Source organism: Solibacillus sp. FSL R7-0668, from assembly GCF_038006205.1.
In the GTDB taxonomy this organism is placed as follows: Bacteria; Bacillota; Bacilli; order Bacillales_A; family Planococcaceae; genus Solibacillus.
In genome coordinates this window covers 3,153,152-3,171,249 of record NZ_JBBOUU010000001.1, presented here as the reverse complement: position 1 = coordinate 3,171,249, position 18,098 = coordinate 3,153,152, and the positions used below count along the sequence as shown (strand labels likewise).

Annotated in this window: 11 protein-coding genes; 10 read left to right on the top strand and 1 reads right to left on the bottom strand. The window is 34.5% G+C overall.

Annotation, left to right across the window (positions count from 1 at the left end):
* Positions 1 to 917: 917 nt before the first annotated feature.
* From MKX47_RS15845 to MKX47_RS15800, 10 genes are all read left to right on the top strand, one after another.
* Positions 918 to 1,166 (top strand): TIGR04540 family protein, encoded by a 249-nt coding sequence (locus MKX47_RS15845; protein ID WP_340776065.1) that lies wholly within the window; start codon positions 918 to 920, stop codon positions 1,164 to 1,166.
* Between the two features lie 28 nt (positions 1,167 to 1,194).
* The gene (locus MKX47_RS15840; protein WP_340776063.1) at positions 1,195 to 1,809 is read left to right on the top strand and encodes a DUF1819 family protein; all 615 of its coding nucleotides are present in this window, start codon (positions 1,195 to 1,197) and stop codon (positions 1,807 to 1,809) included.
* Positions 1,802 to 2,368, top strand: coding sequence for a DUF1788 domain-containing protein (locus MKX47_RS15835; RefSeq protein ID WP_340776062.1), 567 nt, complete (start codon positions 1,802 to 1,804; stop codon positions 2,366 to 2,368). The genes MKX47_RS15840 and MKX47_RS15835 overlap by 8 nt, the downstream gene beginning before the upstream one ends.
* An 18-nt stretch (positions 2,369 to 2,386) precedes the next feature.
* Positions 2,387 to 5,962, top strand: coding sequence for a BREX system P-loop protein BrxC (brxC, locus tag MKX47_RS15830; protein ID WP_340776060.1), 3,576 nt, complete (start codon positions 2,387 to 2,389; stop codon positions 5,960 to 5,962).
* A 13-nt stretch (positions 5,963 to 5,975) separates the two neighbouring features.
* Positions 5,976 to 9,518, top strand: coding sequence for a BREX-1 system adenine-specific DNA-methyltransferase PglX (gene pglX, locus MKX47_RS15825; RefSeq protein ID WP_340776058.1), 3,543 nt, complete (start codon positions 5,976 to 5,978; stop codon positions 9,516 to 9,518).
* A gap of 77 nt (positions 9,519 to 9,595) precedes the next feature.
* Positions 9,596 to 10,849 carry an AAA family ATPase gene (locus tag MKX47_RS15820; protein WP_340776056.1) on the top strand — a complete coding sequence of 418 codons (1,254 nt, stop codon included), beginning with the start codon at positions 9,596 to 9,598 and terminating at the stop codon, positions 10,847 to 10,849.
* The gene (locus tag MKX47_RS15815) at positions 10,842 to 11,348 is read left to right on the top strand and encodes a hypothetical protein (protein WP_340776053.1); all 507 of its coding nucleotides are present in this window, start codon (positions 10,842 to 10,844) and stop codon (positions 11,346 to 11,348) included. Before MKX47_RS15820 ends, MKX47_RS15815 begins: the two co-directional genes overlap by 8 nt.
* A 71-nt stretch (positions 11,349 to 11,419) precedes the next feature.
* Positions 11,420 to 13,978 (top strand): BREX-1 system phosphatase PglZ type A, encoded by a 2,559-nt coding sequence (pglZ, locus tag MKX47_RS15810; RefSeq protein WP_340776051.1) that lies wholly within the window; start codon positions 11,420 to 11,422, stop codon positions 13,976 to 13,978.
* Positions 13,979 to 13,993: 15 nt separating this feature from the next.
* A complete protein-coding gene (gene brxL, locus MKX47_RS15805) occupies positions 13,994 to 16,039 on the top strand; it encodes a protease Lon-related BREX system protein BrxL (protein WP_340776048.1) in 2,046 nt (681 codons plus the stop codon).
* 679 nt (positions 16,040 to 16,718) lie between these two features.
* A complete protein-coding gene (locus MKX47_RS15800; RefSeq protein WP_340776045.1) occupies positions 16,719 to 17,642 on the top strand; it encodes a hypothetical protein in 924 nt (307 codons plus the stop codon).
* Between the two features lie 66 nt (positions 17,643 to 17,708).
* On the opposite strand, the gene MKX47_RS15795 is transcribed toward MKX47_RS15800, so the two are convergent.
* Positions 17,709 to 17,867, bottom strand: coding sequence for a hypothetical protein (locus MKX47_RS15795; protein ID WP_340776043.1), 159 nt, complete (start codon positions 17,865 to 17,867; stop codon positions 17,709 to 17,711).
* Positions 17,868 to 18,098: the final 231 nt, after the last annotated feature.

Sequence of the window (18,098 nt, the reverse complement as noted above, 5' to 3'; positions counted from 1 at the left end):
ATGACTGAAAAAACTACAACTAAATTCTTCCAATGGGAAAGGACAAAAGTTATATAACATTTATACAACAATTATATAACTTGTATACAACTGTTATATAAGTTTGAAGGGAATTTAAGAGGAAGAAAATGACCAAAAAAACTATAATTAGATTCTTCCAATGAAAAAGCTCCTACAGAGCAAAATAATGCAAAAAAGTTATATAACAATTATACAACTTATGCCAAAAAGAATATAAGTTATATAACATTTATACAACTTATATCAAAAAAGCCATAGCGGTTCCTTGAATATTTAAGCTAAATTTATGAAAATTGAGGGATTATTGTTGGAAGGAATTGACTAGAAAAACTATTAAATAAATATTCCATTAAAGGCGAGGTAAATAACAATGGAAGGATTCGACTAAAAAAACTATTATTTGATTCTTCCAAGGATTTTAGTCTAATCAGAGTTTAAAACTCGAAAAAAAAGATAAAAAAATCTCGAAAAAAATCCGAAAAAAATTTTTAAATTTTTTGTCAAGAATGCTTTAGTACCAAGGGTTGAGGGGCGGAATTACTTAGGCAATATCCCCCTAACCGATCGCTTACACGGAGGTGAAATGCTGCACTACTTAACTTGCTACCAAGGTTGAAGTGAATACAGGAAAGTAGCAACGATTGCCTGCCAAATTATGTAGCGTTAAGTAAGTGGATCAGCAAAAATGTTTTAACAATACGCTCGCTGATATTATGTAGAAGTTAATGAGCTTAGTTTTGTAACTTCATAGCTTGCCGATTCAATGTATGTAATGGACATACTAATTGTGATGTTCAAAAGTTTGTGGTACATATTTGATTTTGACCTTGAAGTAACCCTTTAATAAGAATAAAGTAAGAATAAGATATAAATATTGTACTAATAATGTAATTGAGGTGTTTCAGTTGGTTGTAAAACGTTTTTATCGAACACAGCGTGATTTAGCAAAGGCTATAAATGAAGTAGTAGATGCGTATTGGCAAGAGGCAATAACTGAAGAAGAACTTATTTCAGATGTACATAGTATGTATTTAAATAACTCTGATAAGCTGATTAAGGATGGAGTATTTACAAAAATTGTTCAGCAGCAATGTGGAAAAAGAAGACTTTCGTTAATTAAGAAAATTGTGGAAATTAACAAGTGAAATAGTCTTGATAGAAGGAGCGATATGAATGACAATGGATATAGAATATTCTTCTGTCTTAACAGGTGCTGGATTTATGCTTTACGAGGTGAAGCAAGTAGCAAAATTAAAGCAACAAGGTTTTTCTGATAAAGAAATTCGATATAAAGTATTAGAAGAAAACATTTTTCAATATGAAAAGCTTTCAAGTGTTAAAAGAGCAATACCGTATATTATAAAGCGAGTAGACTTACTAGACGATTCACTAAGGCAAATGTTGATTGATGAGCCGTATGAGGTAGGGAAAGTGATCAACCTTTATGCCATCATGAAATTTGATCGTCTTTTTTATGAATTTATGCAGGAAGTTGTAGCTGAAAAGTTAAACAACAATGATTATTACCTTGATAAGGTCGATGTGAATATTTTTTTTGCAGCCAAGATGGAGCAGAGTGCATTTATGGCTGGCTGGTCGGATACAACGGTAGCAAAACTAAAACAGGTGTTCAAAAAAATCTTGTTAAATGCAGGTTTACTGAATAATTTAAAATCCAATGAGTTAAACCGTTTGTATATCGATGAGCGTATAAAAATTCATCTGAATCATCTTGGAGATGCTAAGTATGTACAAGCAATGGGAGAAGCAGGGGGCTATCATGGTTAATTTTAATGAGCGACTGGACAAAATTATTCCAAAGCTAAAAGAAGACAAGTTTATTGAAGGTAGAGGTCTAGGTAACGAAATTAGCTTCTATGTATTTGATTACGAGCCTGTTCATGAGCTTGAAATGAGAGATTATATACAGCATATCAAAAAAGAATTCGACTATGATGGCTCAACACGCCAAATATTAGAGGTGGATTTATATAAGACGCTCCTTGAAATCACGAAAGAAAAGCGTATTTATGAGCGGATTTTCCAAATGGAACAAAGGCAGGGCAAGGAAGCATTGTTTAAAGCAATGACAACGTTTGCAAAGCCAGAAATCTTCCTCAATAAAATCAAAGAAAAATTAGAAGGTCATAATGTGATTTTCCTTACAGGTGTAGGGAAGGTATATCCTTTTGTGCGTTCTCATAACATTTTGAACAACCTACAAGAAATTTTAGACAAGACACCAGTTGTTATGTTCTTCCCTGGACAATATGATGGGCAATCATTACAGCTATTTAGCAAATTTAAGGATGACAACTATTACAGAGCATTTCGATTAATTGATTAGAATAGGGAGGCTTTTTAGATGATTTTAAAGGACATGTTTTTAAAGAGTATTGAACGTGATATACGTGGCGTTATTAAAGTAGCTCAAACGAGTGATAAGGATATTTATAACGAGTTAGATGAGTATGTAGTAACCCAAGAACTCCATAAGCATTTTTCAAAGTTTTATGATAACTACCAACGAGGAATTGTTGGGAAAACGGATAAAATGGGTGTCTGGATTAGTGGCTTCTTTGGTTCAGGTAAATCGCATTTCTTAAAGATTTTAGCATACCTATTAGAAAACCGTATGGTGGAAAATGAATATCCTGTAAATCTATTTGAAGATAAGATTAAAGATCCATTAGTATATGCCAATATGAAAAAAGCAGCAGACATTGAAACGGAAGTTGTTTTATTCAATATTGATTCAAAAAGTTCTTTAGATAACAAATCAAAAGAAGATGCCATTTTACGTGTGTTTATGAAAGTATTTTATGAGCACCGTGGCTATTACGGAGATATTCCAGGTGTTGCTGAAATGGAGAAATACCTTGATAAGCAAGGCAAATTTGAAGCATTTAAGCAAGAGTTCCAATCGCTTGTAGGCGAAAGCTGGGAAGCACGCCGTAGCACATTCTATTTTGATCAAGATTTTGTCATTGAAGCTTTAGGAAAAGTTATTAATCTGTCAGAGGCTTCTGCACGCAAATGGATTGAAGAAAAAGTAGATGACTTTGAAATGGATATTCAAACGTTTGCGAAAGACGTAAAGGAATACATAGATTCAAAGGGACCAAATTTCCATTTAGTATTTTTAGTAGATGAGATTGGACAATATATCGGTGATAACCGTAATTTAATGCTTAATTTGCAAACGCTAACAGAGGATTTAGGTACTTACGCTGAAGGTAAAGTATGGGTAATGGTTACATCTCAGGAAAGCATCGATTCTATTATTAAAGTAAAAGGCGATGACTTCTCACGTATTCAAGGACGTTTTGATACACGCTTGTCTTTATCTTCAATTTCAGTTGATGAAGTAATCAAAAAGCGTATTTTAGAAAAGCAGCCGCATGTAACAGATAAATTAAAGGCTATTTATCCAGAGAAAAGTGCGATATTAAAAAATCTAATTAGCTTCCGTGAAAGCACAGCTGATTTACGCGGCTATGATAATGAACAAGAATTTGCAGAAGTGTATCCATTTATTCCGTACCAATTTAAGCTACTTCAAAATGTATTTGAACAGGTACGTAAGCATGGATCGTCAGGTAAGCATTTATCTGAGGGAGAGCGTTCAATGCTGTCTGCTTTTAAAGAAGCAGCACTATACTACAAGCAGGAAGAAGAAGGTACGTTAATTCCATTCTATGCCTTTTACGATACAATCAAGGAATTTTTAAATCCAGCGATTTCACGTGTAATTGAGGGAGCAAAAGAAAATCCAGAGTTAAAAAATGATGAATTAAATATCGATTTATTAAAAGTGCTATTCATGATTAAGTACGTGAAAGAGCTGCCAGCTACTATTGATAACATCGCAACATTAATGGTAACAAACATTGATGAGGACAAATTACAATTAAAAGAGAAGATTAAATCAGCTGTTCGTAAATTAATTGCTCAAACATTGATTCAGAAAAACGGTGACTACTATGTGTTCTTGACAGATGATGAGCAGGATATTAACCGTGAAATTAAGCAAGTGACGATCGATGAGGATGTACTAAAACGTGAGTTAGCGAATACGATCTTCCTTGATCTATATGAAGAAAAGCGTTTTAACTATTCAAAACACTATGCTTTCCCATTTAATCAAAAGATGGATGAAAAAAATTACGGCAACCAAACGTCTTCGATTGGTGTGCAAATTATTTCACCATTATCAGACCATTATCAAAAATCACAGCAGGAGTTAATGCTGCTTACATCTGGCAGTGGAGAAATGCTTATCAAGCTAGGTGCAAATGATTCTTATGTGGAGGAAATGGAAGAAGCACTAAAAATTGAGGACTATCGTAAAAAGAAAAATCCATTACAGCAACCAGAAAACATTCAAAATATTTTAAATAACAAGCAAGTCGAAATAAAGGATCGTAAACGTCGCGTAAGAGACTTATTAACAGAGGCTATTAAGGATGCAGAATTCTACATTTACGGAGAAAAGGTAGAAATTAAAGGCTCTTCTGTAAAAGAAAAAATCAATGCAGCATTTAAAGTGCTAGTAGATAACGTCTTTATTAAATTAGGCTATATTCAAGAGCATTTAGATAGCGAAAAAGATTTAGTTGCTTTGTTAAATACGGATAACAGTCAATTGTCTTTGGATGATTCCATTGTGGCAAAGCCTAACCAAGAGGCAAAGCGTGAAGTATTTGAATTTGTTGATTTACAGGATCAAATTAAGAAACAAATAACGATAAAAAAAATATATGATCGTTATCAGGATAAGCCATATGGGTGGAAGTTGTTAGATATTGCTGCACTTATTGCTGAATTATTAACAGAGCAACGTATTCGCATTCGCTACAATTCTGAATATATTGAGCCAGTAAAAGATACGAATAAAATTATTACAACATTAGTGAAGTCGTCAGAATCAGAAAAAGCGATTATAGTAAAACGTACTAAAGTAGATGAAGCATTAATTCGAACTGCTAAAAGTATTTGTAAGGATGTGTTTAATACAACGAACTTAGCAGATGATGAGGATGGTTTACTAAAAGACATTCAAGGCTTAATGGAAACGCAAATTAATGAAATTAAAGGCTATAAGGCTCGTTATGAAGGACGTAAATACCCAGGGATGAGCCTATTAAATAAAGGGCTAGAGTATTTCGAGCAATTTGATTCCAAATTAGATAGTGTTTCTTTCTTTGAAAAGCTAAAAGAGTTAGAGGATAACCTGTTAGATTGGGAAGAGGATATTGCTTATGTGAAAAGCTTCTTTGAAACGAATCAAAAAGAGTTATTCGATAAAGGCTTAGCGGCATTTAAAAAATACGAGGAAAATAAATCGTACCTATTTGGTGAAGAGATTGAACAGCCAATGCAGCAACTACAGGCGATACTAAATGATTCGATTCCATATAAGGAAATTAAAGAAATCCCAGAGCTAACGAATGCTCTTGATGTTTTATTTAATAAAGTCTTAACAGACAAAATTGCTTTTGCACAAGAAAAGGTGCAACTAGATTACGATGAGGTATCATTATTATCTCGACAATATGGTGTATCTGCTGAAACAAAGCAAAATGTTGAATTTAATTTTACTAAGTTATTAGCTGATGTTACAGCATTTACAGACATTTATAAGGTGGATGCAACTATTTCTCAAAGTGCGAGCTTAAAGGACAGAATGAGCCGCATAATTAGTCAAGACATTGCACAGGAAGCAAAGCGTAAAGCAGAGCAGCAGCGTATAATCGGTGGCGAATCGAATGTCCCATCAGTAGAGGAAGTAGTTGTTCAAAAGGAATCAGTAAAGGTGACGACATTAGTACCTATGAAAACATTGGCAACGGAGCAGGATGTCGATCAATATATTTCAACTCTGTCTGCAAAATTAAAGCAAATTATCAAATCAAATAAACAAATTGAGTTTATTGAGTAAAGGATGTTGAGCAATGAATAAATCGGTTTTAAAGAGCTTTGCAACAGAAGCACGCCGCGAGCTGCATGAAAAAATTCAGCTACAAGCATTGAAGCTGGGCATTACACCTGAAGCAATACAGCAAGCAACATTAGAAAGCTCGGATGCCATCTTTATTGATGGCAAACAGCTTTCAGAAATTGAGCGTAAGCAACGCAATAAGTTAATCGCACGTATTAATGAAATTGGTTATGACGAGGTAATAAAGGAAGCGGCTTATACATGGTTTAACCGCTTCATCGCACTGCGTTATATGGAAGTGAATGATTACTTACCAACAAAGGTACGTGTTCTTTCTTCAGTGAATCTAGATAGTACAGAGCCAGATATGTTTAAAGAAGCTTTGAATTTAGATTTACCGATTGATAAAGAGCTTGTCTATAACTTGAAAATTGGAAATAACACAGATGAATTGTTTGAATATCTGATTAAACTTCATTGTAATGATTTAAATCGTTATATGCCATTTATGTTTGAGAATGTAGAGGGTTATCTGGAAATTTTGTTCCCTAAGGGCCTACTTGGTACAGATACATTTGTACGTAAAATGACCGATGTAGAAAGTATTTCAGAAGAGGATTGGACGAATGTTGAAATAGTTGGATGGCTATATCAGTACTATATTTCAGATGAAAATGAGCGTGTAATTAAAGCGAAGAAGAAATATAAAAAAGAAGAAATTCCATATGCGACACAACTATTTACGCCTGAGTGGATTGTTCGTTACATGGTGCAAAATGCATTAGGACGTTATTGGGTAGAGTCGCATCCCGAACATCGTGAGCTAATAGGCAAGTGGGAGTTCTACTTAGAGAATCCAAATCCAGAATCAGATTTTGAAGAAAAAATTGCACCGTATATTAATAGAGAGTTAAACATAGAGGATATTAAATGCTTTGATCCAGCAATGGGAAGTGGGCATATCCTTACGTATATGTTTGATGTACTTTATGAGATTTATATTAAATGTGGATATATGGAACGTGAAATACCGAGATTAATTATTGAAAAGAATTTATACGGATTGGATATTGATAATCGAGCATATCAATTGGCGAGTTTCTCGATTGTAATGAAAGCACTTCAGTATAATAAGCGATTTCTTAGAAATATTGAACGAGAAGGTATAGTAATGAACTTAGCTTCTATTCAAGAATCCAATATTTTAACTGATGAAGATATTGCATATATTGCAGGAGAAAGTATTGGTAGTGAATTTAATGATGTAAAAGAATTCATTAATCAATTTAATGATGCTAAGACAGTAGGATCTTTAATTAAACTAAGTCAAGCTAACCAAGGATTTTTAGAGAAAAGATTAGAAGAGATTAAATTTAATTTAACTGATAATCTTTTTGAAGATGCAATAAAAATAAAAGTAATGAAATTACTTCCAGACTTATTAAAACAATATAAAATTATGTACAATCAATTTGATATTTTGGTGACGAATCCCCCGTATATAGGTAGGAAATTCATTAATAATGTTCTTGGGACATATTTGAAGAAGTATTATTTTAGAACGAAAAGTGATGTATTTGCGGCATTTCTTGAATATAGTTTTGGTATGGTAAAAAGTAATGGACACATTGGTTTTATGACCCCTTTTGTATGGATGTTTATATCTACTTATGAAAAGCTGAGAAATATAGTAATTAACGAAAAAAATATAAGTTCATTAATACAACTTGAATATTCAGCATTTGAGGAAGCAACTGTTCCTATTTGTAGTTTTACTTTAAGAAATTCCTTTACAAAAACGTCAGGTGAATACATTCAATTAACTGAATTTCCTGGGGCTAAAAATCAACCATTGAAGACATTAGCTGCAATAGAAAACCCGAATGTTAATTATAGATATACAAGTAATAGTGAAGAATTTAATCGGATTAGTGGAATACCAATAGCCTATTGGGTCAGTAATAATGTAAGAGAAATCTTCGAAAATACTAAACCACTTTTTGAAGTTGCGAAACCTAAAGTTGGGATGTTTACTTCGGATAATGACAGATTTCTTCGTTTTTGGCATGAGGTGAAAATTAATAATATAGGATTTAGCTTTGAAAGTAGAGAGCAAGCTCAGGAGAGTAAATTAAAATGGTTCCCTTATAATAAAGGTGGAGCTTTTAGAAAATGGTATGGAAATAATGATTATGTTGTTAATTGGGAAAATGATGGTCAGGAATTAAAAGAATGGGGTGAATACCTTAATAAAGTATCAACTCCAGCAGGAAGACTTAACAATAAAGAATATTATTTTAAGGAAGGAATAACTTGGTCTGATATAAGTTCTAGCAATTTTGGAGTTAGATATACAGAAAAGGGTTTTTTATTCGATATTTCTGGGTCATCAGTTTTTCCAGATAAACAAGATTTGTACATTATGTTAGGGTTGTTATGCTCAAAATTGTCTTTTAACTTTTTAAGAATTTTAAATCCGACAATGCATTTTCAGACAGGTAATATTTCTGACATACCTTATAAAGAAATTAAGAATAAGGAACAAAAAGAAAGAATAGAATCGTTGGTATTAGATTGTATTTATAAATCGAAAGAAGAATGGGATCAATTTGAAACTTCTTGGAATTTTACAAGGCACCCTTTAGTTAAAAATAATAATTCAATTAATCTAGTAAAATTTGCTTTCGAAAATATGGAGAAATTAAGCGAAGATAGATTTAATCAAGTAAAAAATAATGAAGAACAGTTAAATGAAATATTTATTAAACTCTATTGTTTAGAAAATGAACTTACATCAGATGTAAATGAAAAAGATATTACTATAAGAAAATCAGATTTGGAAAAGGAAATAAAAAGTTTAATTTCATATGCAATTGGTTGTACACTTGGCAGATATTCCTTAGATGGAGAAGGGATTTGTTACGCTGGTGGTGAAATTGACGTATCTCACTATAAAACATTCCCATTAGATAAAGATAATATCTTACCAATTTTATCAGGGACGTATTTCGAAGATGATATTGTGAAAAAGTTCGTTGATTTTATTCGTGTAACGTTTGCGGCAGAAACATTAGAACAGAATCTAGATTTTATTGCAGATGCATTAGGTCGAAAGAAGAATGAAACAGCTCGTGAAACATTACGACGTTACTTTATAACCGATTTTTATAAAGACCATGTGCAAATTTATAAAAAACGCCCAATTTATTGGTTATTTACATCAGGCAAGGAAAAGGCATTCAACTGTTTAATTTACATGCACCGCTATGACAAAACAACCTTATCTCGTATTCGTACAGATTATGTACATGAAGTGCAAAATCGAATGGATGCTGAAAGAACTGACCTATTGAATGTTATTAATGGCGATTCAACAGTTAAAGAAATTGCGGCAGCAAAGAAAGAATTAAAATTGTTAGAAAAAAAAATTGATGAACTGAAAAAGTATGATGAGCTATTGCATCATATGGCAGATCAGCAAATTGAAATTGATTTAGATGATGGTGTGAAGCATAATTATGAGCTGTTTAAAGGGTTAGTGGCACCGATTAAATAAAATTGCAACAAAAGGGTATACTGGTTTGGTATATCCTTCTGTAATTTTTTACTGCTGGTACGAAGGAGTGAAGTGACATGTTAAAAGAAATTCATTTTTCAAGATGGAAAAGCTTTGAGGAAAGCATTTTATATATTGATCCTCTAACAGTATTAATTGGGACAAATGCCAGTGGGAAGTCCAATGCCTTGGATGGCTTAGAATTTTTGAGTAGGATTTCATTGGGAAAAGATTTGCAATCGTCTTTAACAGGCGATCCAACCTTGAAAGCGATTCGAGGCGGTGCAGAGTGGGCGGCATTAACTGCAAATAATGAGTTTACATTGCGAGCATTAGTTCAAGGTGAGGATGAAAAAACAGATTATTTATATAGTATTACGGTTTCAACAAAACCTTATGTACAACTGAAATCGGAGACACTAACAAGAATTAAAGAGCGTGCGAATACAAAGGTGAACCCTTATCAAACACAATTAATATATACAGATGAAACAACAGAAGATAGCCCTAGTATTATTGCAAGGTTATATAACGGCAAGGCTGGAACAAAGCGAGAATGTAAAAGATCTCATTCTATTTTAAGTCAGCTTTATAATCTTTCCATACAGAAGGATGTTTCAAAAGGTGTTAATGCGGTATGTGAGGCCTTGCAAGGGATATTTATATTAGATCCTATTCCAAGTTTAATGCGAAATTACACCGCGTTTTCTAAAACGTTAAATAATGATGCCTCAAATATTGCTGGGGTATTAGCTGCATTGCCCAAAGATGAAAAAGCACAGGTAGAACAAATTTTATCGAAATATGTGAAGAAATTGCCAGAGCGAGATATTACAGAAGTGTATACAAGGGCAGTTGGAGAATTCAGCCAAGACGCTATGCTGTACTGTAAGGAAGATTGGGGCATTGATAAAGAAATAACGATGGATGCACGTGGCATGTCTGACGGAACGCTTAGATTATTAGGGATTTTAACAGCGTTATTAACGCGTCCATCGGGTACACAAATTATTATTGAAGAGGTAGACAATGGACTGCATCCGTCAAGGTCTAAGCTTCTCTTAAATATGATTCGAAATATCTCGACTGACCGAGCAATTGATGTGCTTGTAACAACACATAACCCGGCACTTTTAGACGAGCTAGAGCCTGAAATGATTCCGTTTATCGTTGTAGCTCATCGTGACAATAAGACAGGCGAAAGTAAATTATCTTTACTAGAAGATATTCAATCATTGCCTAAGCTAATGGCATATGGTAAGGTTGGCAAATTATCAAGTGAAGGGATGATTGAAGAAGCTTTAGCTGAGGAGGAATCCTCAAATGAGTAAAGTTGTTGTCATGGATACGTCCATTTTGTGCTGCTGGCTCAAAGTACCTGGGAAAGAGACATGTGGACCTGTAGGAAACCAGTGGAATAATGAGCGAGTAGAAAAAGAGATACAGGATGAAATGCAGCAAAAGGCAACCTTTGTTTTACCGCTAGCAACAATTATTGAAACAGGCAACCATATTGCACAAGCAAATCGTAATCGTTTTGAAACGGCTCAAGCATTTGCTGAAATATTACGGTTAACAGCTGAAAACAAAACACCTTGGGCAGCGTTTACCGATCAATCGACTTTATGGGATGTGGAAGGCTTAAAAACTTTAGCAGATGAATGGCCTACTTTAGCGGCACAAGGTTTAGCAATTGGGGATTCAACGATAAAAAATGTAGCCAATTATTATGCAGCAATGGGTAAAACAGTGGAGATTTTAACAGGAGATCAGCTTTTAAGGTCCTATACTCCACCCAAGCCAACACTGATTCCAAGAAGAAGAAAATAAAATGGCAAAAGTCCCTTATTACATCGGGGCTTTTTTCATTTTCAGCTATAATAGGAATTGAGGTGATTCATTTGAATATCGAACAAATAGAATCTGCATTACAGGATGCGTTTAATGAGCCGTTAAATAGTGGCGAGCAGCGTAAAATTATATTCTGGGTAGATAAGGATCAAGAATTTATTGATGAAATTGATCAAATGACAATAGATGGTGTACACATACAGAAATTAACGAATAACAATCAATTTTATATGAAGCATTTATTAGAAGAAGAGGACACGCAATCGCATTATTTGATTTACACGAATTTGGAATTGAATTCGGAAGAAAATTGGTTGTACGATATTGTACTCTATTCGAAAACGTTTTTTGCGGATCGTATTTCATTAATTATTAGTGACCTACATATTGATCCATCGTTGCGAATGATTATTAAGAAATATGAAAAGTTCTTCAACAATAAAGAACGCTTTAAGAGGTTTCAGGCTTTTGGTTTGACGAACTATACAGAAGAATCGATTGAGCTTGCGATTATGAGCGTTCTTTGTGGCATTAAGACACCAGATTTTGAATCGGTCTTAAAAACGGTGCTAATGGATACTCTAGAAGATACTGAAAATAAATACATCGCACAGATGGAGAAGTTCTTTGATTTAGCGGCTTTTTGGAAGCATGTAGAGCAGCTTTATGGCTATGAGCGTGAATTAAAGACCTTGAAAACATTATTTATTCATTTGACGGTTACAGCACTTAGTCATGCAATGAAAGAGGAATATTTAGGTGGATTAAAGGACTTTATAGCGGTTCGTAATCGTACGAATTCATTAGTATTCATCGACCATTGGCGACACCATAAAACGGATTACGCTCTATTTGATGAGTACGCAGCATTAATTGAGCAAGAAGTGAAATTAGCAAGTATCATTCAATCGATTCCTGTTGAGGAATTCAGACAGGCGGATATTTTCCCTTATTTTGATAAGGCAATCATTATTAATATTGCGAATAGCTTGTTAGAGAATTTAGAGGACTTTGAAAATTATACAAAGCTAATTAAGCTGCGTAGAGCGAAGCATTATTATGAGCAATTCACATTTGTTTATGAGGCGTTGTATTATACCGTAAAGATGCATGAGTTTTACAAGGAGCATAAACAGGGGCTTATGCAGGGTGAACCAATTGCTATACATGAGGCGTATGTAAAAGAGTATTACGCTATGGATATGTATTACCGTAAATTTTATGTTGCTTTTGATGAGGACAGCAATAATGAATTGCTTAAAAAATTGAAATCATTAGTAGAAAATCTATATACGAATTGGTTTGTGGCAGAACTAAGTACGAACTGGTCACAGGCTGTGAAAGCTGAGATGGCAGAAGATTGGTCATTGCCAGGCGTTAGAAGTCAACAAAGCTTTTATTCGTCAGTTATTGCACCGCATATCCGTAAAGGTGAGCGAGTGTTCGTTATTATTTCAGATGCAATGCGTTATGAGGTTGGCGTAGAACTAACAGAACGATTAAATGCCGAAACAATAGGTGATTGTGAGGTAGGCACGTTATTAGGTGTAGTGCCTTCTGTAACAAAATTAGGGATGGCGGCTCTGTTACCTCATCGTAAGCTTGATTTTGATGCAAATGGTCGAGTAATGATTGATGATACGGATTCATCTGGTTTAGAAAATCGTAAAAAAATACTTGAATCTTATGTGGAAGATAGTATTGCCGTGCATTTTCAGGATGTGTTAGATATGAATAAGGCAGGACGCAGAGAAACCTTTAAAGGGAAGAAGCTCATTTACTTCTATCATGACACGATTGATGCGATGGGTGATAAAGCATCTACTGAAATCTATACGTTCAATGCCGTTGAAAAAGCGTTAGATCAATTATCTGCTTTAATAAAGGTGATACGTGATGATTTAAGTGGTTCGAATGTTTATATTACAGCCGATCACGGTTTCTTATATCAACGTGAAGAGCTCCCAGATAGTGATAAATTGGCAAAGGAGAAGATGGATGTAATCGAAGTGAAACGCCGCCATATTTTATCGAAGGAGCAGCGTGAACTAGAGGGGCAAATTGCCGTGGATTTATCTGCAATTATTCAAAATGAAGAAGCATTAACGGTTTATTTACCAAATGGTACAATTCGCAATCGCCTACAAGGTGCAGGTGTAAACTTTGTACACGGTGGAGCGAGCTTACAGGAAGTGGTTGTTCCTTTGCTAACATTTAAAAATAAACGTGCTGGTCAAAAAGGTGTACAAGCGATTCAGAAAGTGGATATTAAGCTAACAAATACGACACGGAAAATTACAAACAGCATTTTTAACTTAGAGTTTTTCCAAACTGAAAAGGTAGAAGATAAGCAAATTCCACGTACCGTTTTAATTTATATGACGGATGATGAAGGAAGCGTATTATCCAATGAAGAAACAATAATTGGGGATCGAACATTTGATAAACCTGAAGAGCGTACATTTAAACTGCAATTTGTATTAAAAAGCATTACGTATGATCGTGCAAAAAACTATTATTTAAATATAAAAGATATGGAAACGGATGTTGTAATCGATAAAATACCGTTTTCAATTAACTTAGGCATTGTCAGTGATTTTGACTTTTAGTAAAGAGGTGTGAGCATGGACGAGGTTTCGACACTAAATTTAGATAAAAAATTAAATGAGCATTTTGCCGGGCGAGTGGTGCGTAAAGATTTAACAAAGCTGATTAAAGAAGGGGCAAACGTACCTGTTTATGTATTGGAGTATCTATTAGGCATGTATGCTGCTACGGACGATGAGGCAAGTATTCGTGAGGGCGTAGAGCGAGTGAAGAAAATCTTGGCCGAAAATTTTGTGCGTCCAGATGAAGCAGAAAAAATTAAATCAAGAATTCGAGAGCTCGGTCAATATTCTATTATCGATAAAGTAACAGTTGCGTTAAACCCTAAAATTGATACGTATGAAGCAGAGTTTTCAAACTTAGGGCTAAAGGGTGTTCCTGTACCACCGAGCTATGTGAAAGAGTTTGACAAGCTTTTAGTTGGCGGTATTTGGTGTATGGTGAAAATTGATTACTTCTTTGATGAGGAAGTCCGTAACACAAATCCGTTTAGTGTGAGCAATTTAAAGCCAATTCAAATGCCGAATATGGACATTACAGAGGTTTTTGAGGGGCGTAAACAGTTCACAAAAGATGAGTGGATTGATGTGTTAATTCGTTCAACAGGCATGGAGCCAACACAGCTTGAAGACCGCGTGAAATGGCATTTATTATTACGCTTAGTGCCTTTGGTGGAAAACAACTATAATATGTGTGAATTAGGACCACGTGGTACAGGTAAATCACATGTATATAAAGAAATATCACCGAACTCAATATTAGTATCTGGCGGTCAGTCAACCGTTGCCAACCTTTTTTATAATATGTCTACACGCAAAGTAGGTTTGGTTGGTATGTGGGATTGTGTCGCATTTGATGAAGTGGCAGGCATCCGCTTTAAAGATAAAGATGGCATTCAAATAATGAAGGATTATATGGCTTCAGGGTCATTTGCACGTGGCAAAGAAGAAAAAAATGCATCCGCATCGATGGTATTCGTCGGCAATATTAATCAAAGTGTCGATGTACTTTTGAAAACATCTCATTTATTTGCCCCATTCCCACCTGAAATGGCGAACGACACCGCTTTCTTCGACCGAATGCATTATTATATGCCAGGCTGGGAAATTCCTAAAATGCGTCCAGAGTTCTTTACGGATCGCTATGGCTTTATCGTGGATTATGTTGCTGAATTTTTCCGTGAAATGCGAAAGCGGTCCTTTGCAGATTCAATCGACCGTTATTTTAAATTAGGTAATAACTTAAATCAACGAGACACAATTGCCGTACGTAAAACGGTGTCAGGCTTAGTGAAGTTACTATATCCACATGGTGAATATACACGTGAGGATATAGAAGAAGTCCTGAAGTATGCTTTAGAGGGACGTCGAAGAGTAAAAGAACAGCTGAAGAAAATTGGCGGTATGGAATTCTATGATGTCATGTTTTCTTATTTAGATAAAGAAACGATGCAAGAAGAGCATGTTGCCGTTCCTGAGCAGGGCGGTGGAAAGCTTATTCCAGAAGGGATGTTACGATCAGGGCATGTCTATGTTGTAGGTCAAGCACTGACAGGCATGATAGGCGTCTATAAATTAGAAAACCAAGTTGTCAGTGGCACAGGCAAGTTTGATAAGGCGGGTATAGGCTCTAATCGAGAGGTAAAAGAAAGCCTAGATACCGCATTTCGTTATTTTACTGCTAACAGTAAGAGTGTCAGCAGCTCGATTAGTACCAAGACGAAGGATTATTTAATGCATCTTACAGACTTACAGGGCATTGGATTAACTGCTCAGGTTGCAATTGCAGAATTAATTGGTCTTTGTTCAGGAGCGTTAGAGAAACCTGTACAAGATGGTCTCGTCATTGTTGGAAATATGACAGTAGGCGGGACGATTTCGAAAGTAGAGGAGTTAGCTAATATCCTTCAAGTTTGTGTGGATGCAGGTGCAAAGAAAATTCTGCTACCCGCTCCATCAGCAGGAGACTTCTTTACTGTGCCGGCAGATTTAATTGTAAAAGTTCAACCAATCTTCTATTTAGATCCCATAGATGCGGTTTATAAGGCATTAGGGGTTAGTTGATTATTGGCAATTAATCGATAAAGTGCAAATAGCAATCGATGAAATTGAAAACCTCCTGACGCAGAAGAACGTATAATTAAGTCATTCAATGATTAGGTTGTAGACGATTATTGGATGTAACAAGACAGTAAATGAGAATAACGGTCATAAAATCATAGTCTCAACCAATATTAAATTCCTATCCTACATCGTAAATGGTGTAGGATTTTTTTGATTATTTCCTTCACTCCCTCTTTTAAATTGTTAGCTAAGTAACATTGAAGATAGTTTAGGTGTAAATGAATTTGGCATTCTGTTTAAATCTTAATTGGCAATGATGCATACTCATTGTTTTGCAATATTATTCATGTGACTAGTCATTAATTTAAATTGGTAAATACTATTATAAAGCTTATCTGGCTAATTATTTCGTCGTATCGTCCCTCATGTAAAGCTTAAAAACTCGTATTTTTATGCATATTCACATTATCATTTATAGCATTTTTTAGTTGACAAGCATAGTGTGAAAAATGTTTTTTGAATAGTTTCTCTCGGAAATTTGTAGAATGAAAAGTCACTTGAAATATGAGCAGTTAAGAGACGTAAATAAGCGGGGAATTTGGCGTAAGAAAGAAACGGTAATCCGTTGATATAACTGCGTTAAATAGAAAATCATCTGCTTCAAAAGAGGAGAGAAAATATGATTCATACAGCAGAATTTTCAATACAACTAGATTATGAACATATAAATTTTAGAAAGGATCACTATGGCAAGGAACCGATAAACCAAATTTTACACAGGCATATGATCAAAGGGATTAGTAGTGTGGAATACTCAAATAACTTTAATGCATCTTGTAAGATGGTAATAGATGTTCCTTTGATTTTAAATAAAGGGAATGTAGAGGAAAGCGATTATGAGCAAGTTGAGCGTTATATTAAAGGAGCATTGAGCATCGTTTATGGGGATGAGCAGCTATTCGAGCAACATAATCTTAGTAGAGTTGATTATCGATTTGATATTGAGGTTTCCGATGAAAATATTAGGAACATTTATTTTGAATTATTCAGGAAGTTAAAAATGAAAAAGGCTCACTTGGAAAAAAAGATTTATTTTACTTCACAATATCATCAATGTAAAAGCATTCATACTATCTTCTATGATAAGGAACAAGAGCGGAGAGATAAAAATGAACATGTTGAAGTGTGGGAGAGAGGGATGATGAGGTTTGAGGTGTGTGTTAAAAAAGACCATTTGAAGTATAAAAAATATAAAAAAGGAGAGCCGCGGTTTTTAAAGGATTATTTTAAAAAAGAAAAATACGTCAACTATATGAGCAAGTACATTTTGAACATTTGCCCTACTGGTGATTTTTATTCTTATCCTCGGTTAGAAGCAATGATTGCTGCAATGGATTTATCAATTAGAGAAAAATCAGAAATGAAAAAATTCACAAAATATGTTTCTAAAGGAAATTTAGATACACCTACTAAGCATTATTCAGAAAGCACCTATCGAAAATATCTGAAGCTGTTCAATGAGCATGGAATAAATCCGATTGCGATTCCACCAAAGTACAAGCTAGATTATTTAGAAAGCTTAGTGAAGCAGGCTGCCTTGTAATTAGGAGAAATTTCTTCAGTGAAAAGCAAGATACCATTGCCTAGTATGTACTAAGCAATGGTATTTTTATTTGCTAATAGCTTGGTCCTTTGAAATGTTCAACAGATCGAGTGCCGTTGAAAGAATGATTTTTTTCATGTCTACACTTAACACCTCACCGTTATAAAAAACCTCGTGCTCAAGCAAAAGTGATTCCAATTCTAATTTTTCAGCTACTTCGTTCATATTCACAAGTCCTTTCGAATTGTCATAAAGACACCATTTTTATTTATTTGTTTACTGTAAGCAGGGAGTTATGGGAATATTCCGTTTTGAACTCCTTATTTATGTGGTTTTTGCAGAAAATTCAGTATAGGAAAGATTTAATTATAGCGGAGTATAAATCGCATAATATATGGGCTTGTATTTAGGTTTAGAGATTTAATAAAGTGTGCAAAGTTACGGAATTGTTTTTTT